Consider the following 4712-nt stretch of genomic DNA (forward strand, 5'->3'; position numbering starts at 1 on the left):
GGTAAGATGGGTGTAGCTCATAGCGATTCCTCCGTCTGAATGTTTGTGTGGTAACTTCATTCTACACGAGGCCGTCGCTATGGGCTTTTCTGCGTTCACGTTCAGGTGTTGCACTTAATTTTATAATTCATCATATAAAAACACCATTCAACCGAATGATGTTCCTCGATTCATAAATTAAATTTTAACCTTTTCATTTTATGCACAAAAAATCTTCATATACAAAGAGAATGACAAGTTGCTCTTTGTATATGAAGTTCAATTATTTTTTAGCTTTGGCAATTTCTTTTGCAAAACGATTCTTTACAGTATCTTTCATCTTCTCATGTTTTGCTTTATCGTTGTCATGCCCATGTTCTGCTAAGTTAACGATTTGATCCGTGCTCTCTAAATTAAATCTACCATTGGTCATATTAATGACGCCGTACTCGCCATTAGTATTTTTCTTAAGATAAATAATATATTGTTGTCCTCTTGAAATTTCTTGATAGTTCTCAACAGACAATATCTTGGAACCGTCTTCTAACAAAGCAATCGGCTCTATAACAGAAATCTTTTTATTGTCCGCTACCTTTTCTGAAGCTGGTTGTTTCAAAACTTGTTCAACCGTAATCGATGTCTTTGTGTAAAAATCTTCGATAGCTTTTGGTAAACCTTCTTCTTCATCACTACTTGGTACATATTTCACGATGTGTTCACGATCCATAAAGTCTTCATTTGTGCTTGCTATAACCACTAATTCTGCATCAGCAAACAATTCAGCCTCTGTTTCATATTCAACAAAGTTACCATGTGTGACAACACGCTCAACTTCACTATTTTCATTCGTACTACTTTGACTCACATTAACTTCGCTTGAGCTAATTTTCTTAGAATTAATCTCATTAGACCCGGTATCAACGTTATCTCCATTACACCCAACTAACAGTAAAGAAGCTGTCATTGCCGAAAGAAGAAAATATGTGCTTTTCATTTAAACTCCTCCTTTTACCACTTTTTATTAATTTCTCCAGAATCATAACTTGTTAGAGTAGAAGGAATGTTATACCACCCTTGAACCATAACAGAGTTATATGGAGGCGTCACATGGGCCATTTTCAACGTATGACCAACTTCATGGGCAGCATTATAATTTACCCGTGAAGAAGTAAATGTTGATTGTGCTCTCATTTGGTTATCGTAAATAAATACTGTTGTATAATCCCAGTACCCACCCACTGCTGCTTGCGTACCCGTGCTAGTATAAGGAATGATTTGTCCTAACAGACCACTAACAGATGTATTTCCTACATAATAAATATCGGGACGCGCCGACGTTGAAGTCGTTTTTTTAATGTTAACTTTTGAATTTGCATTCCAATAAGAACGGGCAACATCGTAGTTCCCAACGTATCCATATGTACTAACGCTTGAATGATAGTAAGCATATGGTGCGGCATTATTTTTCCTGCCTCCTGCAAAATAGTCAGCTTGTGCTACAGATTCAAAACATACGGTAGTGAAGAATACGGCTGTAAACAATGCCATCCAAACTTTAAAACGTTTTTTCTTTGTATTAAACATAAATATTCCCTCCTTTTTGTTTTTCAATGCCTTGTCATAAAGACATCATAATTCTATCGTATTTTTCTTTTTATCCCTATAATGGATTGTTTAATTTTTACATAAAAATACGCATCTAAAAATTTAGGTCGAGAGATGGATTGCAACGGGATGACGACTAGCGAAAAAATGTGAGTCATATGTAGCTTTATTCAATCTTCTGATATTCAGTGACCTGTATATTAAATTTGATTACCATCAGAACAGACTCTAACGAATAATCAATACGAATCGTATCCAAATAAAAGCACCATCGTTAAATTGTACTAGAGGATTATGCACGAGCCTGGTCCATTATTCCTTCTTATGTCCGACGCCCTCGGACACGAATCACTCTTTGAACCGGCACTTGATGAGCCGATGCCCATGCATCCCTTCATATTCAAATTCATCCTTGGATAGTTCAGAGACGACAAAGCCAAAGTCCCCCTCTGCCAATAGTATCTGTGCGATGCAATAATTTATCATAAAATAACAAGGAGAGGGGACTGCTTCAAGTAAATTCTTATCATTCTAATCTAATGATAAATGATACAAATCAGAAAGGATTTATGTAAATTTTGACTATATTTAGTTAGTTCACTTGACTGTAACTTATTATAAGGAACTTACACTCACCCCTCTTAATTTAAGAAAACCATAAAGAGAGTTTAATCAGACAGCCTATGCCCTTGCATTTGACTTTGCTCTTACGCTCCGTGCCTCCCGTCAGAAAGGGCCAGGAACATAGCGATGCGTTTTAAAGCAGCTCTTGTTATCGGGCCGTCAGGGGGGCAGCGGTGCGATGAGCGACTTCGCCACGAGGCGTTAGACGCTCACGCATGAGCCTGGATCACCATTCCTTCTCCCATGCCCCGTCTTCAGAGACTCCCCAATCCTCGAACCGATACTTGATGAGCCAATGGACATGCATCACCTCATATTCGAATACACCCTTGGATAGCTCTGAGACGACGAAACTGACGTCCCCATTCGCCACCACCCATGTCCCATATAGATACATTTTCTTGATCGGACGCGCTTCTGCATCCAGGTAAATCAATACCCGGAAATAGGGCGAGTTCCGTCCTTCATCGAACCGGACGACCTTCTCGACGCCATGTTCCCTGTCGACGACACGCATCCACTCGGGATGTTCCATCAGTTCCGAGAACACCGTCCGGACGAACGGATCCAATCCTTCGAACGCATAGTCATCAAGCAGGAACGTATCGAACATCAAAAACAGAAGAAGGACACACTAACTTTTGAGAAAGGATGAACCCTATGCGACCACTTGACCGTCCCTATACGATGGCCAAATGGAAGACGAATAAAGAATGGAAAGCCAATCTCGAGTTCCACATCAATTATTAAAGTCACCGTCTCATCAAAGAAGGACCAAAGAACCTGAGTCCGATGGAATTCCGGACTCAGGTTCTAGTGGTGGATGAACAAGTTAATTAGCACCTAACTTCTTAGGTTTATTTCATGTTCTTTGCTAGAGTCCCTTTTTCATTAAAGTATTTGAGAACCCTTTGTTTCCATCTTATCTTTATCACTTCATTCTTATTTTTCCGCTTCTAATCTTGATACTTTTCCATTTTTTTCGACTACTGCTATTTCTTCTTTTATATCTATTCCTTGGATACTATATATTTCAGTTCCTTCAGCAAATTTATTAGAAGATAAATTAATACTATCGCTTTCTTGATCTAAAAATGTTTCGACTTGACCAATTTTTTCGCCTAAATCCTCATTATTAATCTTATTCTCTGTAGGAATGTAATGAGTATTATTGTACTTTACAAAATCAAAAGCCCAAGAAGACGAGGTGGTATTACATCCAACCAACAAGAAACAAACTGAGACTATACATACCAGAACTTTTTTCATAAGAACATCTCCTTAATTATCATATATATCTATACATTAACTCAATAATTACAGAATAACCATATTTAAATGGTAATAAAAACAAAATCATTACCATATTGTTGAATAAATGTGTGGATTAAGGTTACTTTATTTGAAATAATAACCATATAAAAAATTTAGGGGGTATTAATTTGAAGAAAGTTCTAATTTTAGGTATTTTGTTCAGTGCATTATTTTTTACTGTTCAACATGTAGATGCATACGCACTATTAGGTGGAAAACACAGCACCGCTAGTCTTAATTATGCAATAAAGCAATTCGATGGAACCTATACAAAAGTAGGAGCGCCTCTTAATAGCGCAGTGGCAGATTGGAATGCTACAGCTACAAAAGTTTCTTTTAATGCAAATCAGACTAGCTATAAAATAACAGTAACAGCTAAAAATTTTGGTAACGTAAGTTGGTCTGGGTACTGTTCTAACAGCAAAGATTTTTCTGGTAATTACACTAGTTCTGCAATTTCTGGAAACCTTTACTACTTAAATCAAGCTAGTTATACAGCTAGTAAAGTTAAAGGGGTTTGGGCTCATGAATTTGGTCATGCTTTAGGACTAGCTCATGTCTCTCAAACAAATAAACTAATGTACAATAATGATGGACGAACAGTTTATAAACCTACAACTGATGAAATTAATGGGGTTAATAGTCTTTACAAATAAGTTTTAAAAAGGGAGAAAATTTAAAATGAATAAAAAAAGAATTTTATTAGTCAGCTTCTTAACAACTGTAATTTTAGGTACTGTATTCTTTATTAAGACGTCGAATTTCCCTGTCTTTTCTCAAGAAATTGGAGTTTCGGTAGTTGAAGAATATACACAAGTCGAAAATTTAAAATCTGATTCCGATTATATTGTTGATGCGAAAGTGTTAGAGACCGAATCGTTCTTATACGAGGGTCTTCCTTTTACACTTTCTAAATTAAAAATCAAGGAAACATTTAAAGGTGAATTTAAGAAAAACGATGTAATCAATGTTTTAGAAACTGGAGGAGTTATTGATAACACCGAGTACACAGTTGAACATGATAAGAATTTAAAAAAGAATTCAGATGTAGTACTTTATTTGTATGAGTATGAAGGCCCTATAAAAAAAGATATAGAGAAATATAAACTGTACCCTGAGTAGTAGACACTAAAAAAAAGTCTACTGCTCAGGGTTTTTGTGTACACTGGACTAAATCATATTGGGAGTGA

General features: G+C 36.4%; 6 protein-coding genes. 2 read left to right on the top strand and 4 right to left on the bottom strand.

Annotation, left to right across the window (positions count from 1 at the left end; translation table 11 throughout):
- Positions 1-262: 262 nt before the first annotated feature.
- The 4 genes from KNP06_RS14990 to KNP06_RS15005 form a co-directional block, all read right to left on the bottom strand.
- On the bottom strand, positions 263-973 hold the full coding sequence (locus KNP06_RS14990) for a hypothetical protein (RefSeq protein ID WP_214712928.1): 711 nt from the start codon (positions 971-973) through the stop codon (positions 263-265).
- A gap of 14 nt (positions 974-987) precedes the next feature.
- Entirely contained in the window at positions 988-1563 is a 576-nt protein-coding gene (locus KNP06_RS14995; protein ID WP_082665795.1) for a hypothetical protein, read from the bottom strand.
- Between the two features lie 871 nt (positions 1564-2434).
- Positions 2435-2821: a hypothetical protein gene (locus tag KNP06_RS15000; protein WP_214712930.1), complete on the bottom strand. Its 387-nt coding sequence runs from the start codon at positions 2819-2821 to the stop codon at positions 2435-2437.
- 329 nt (positions 2822-3150) lie between these two features.
- Positions 3151-3477 carry a hypothetical protein gene (locus KNP06_RS15005; RefSeq protein WP_214712932.1) on the bottom strand — a complete coding sequence of 109 codons (327 nt, stop codon included), beginning with the start codon at positions 3475-3477 and terminating at the stop codon, positions 3151-3153.
- Between the two features lie 173 nt (positions 3478-3650).
- Here KNP06_RS15005 and KNP06_RS15010 point away from each other — a divergent pair, with 173 nt between their 5' ends.
- Together KNP06_RS15010 and KNP06_RS15015 are read left to right on the top strand one after the other, a co-directional pair.
- Positions 3651-4178 (top strand): M57 family metalloprotease, encoded by a 528-nt coding sequence (locus KNP06_RS15010; RefSeq protein WP_214712933.1) that lies wholly within the window; start codon positions 3651-3653, stop codon positions 4176-4178.
- A gap of 25 nt (positions 4179-4203) precedes the next feature.
- Positions 4204-4644: a hypothetical protein gene (locus KNP06_RS15015; protein WP_214712934.1), complete on the top strand. Its 441-nt coding sequence runs from the start codon at positions 4204-4206 to the stop codon at positions 4642-4644.
- Positions 4645-4712 lie beyond the last annotated feature (68 nt).

It is taken from the genome of Exiguobacterium sp. s21 (assembly GCF_018617975.1).
Taxonomy (GTDB): domain Bacteria; phylum Bacillota; class Bacilli; order Exiguobacteriales; family Exiguobacteriaceae; genus Exiguobacterium; species Exiguobacterium mexicanum_A.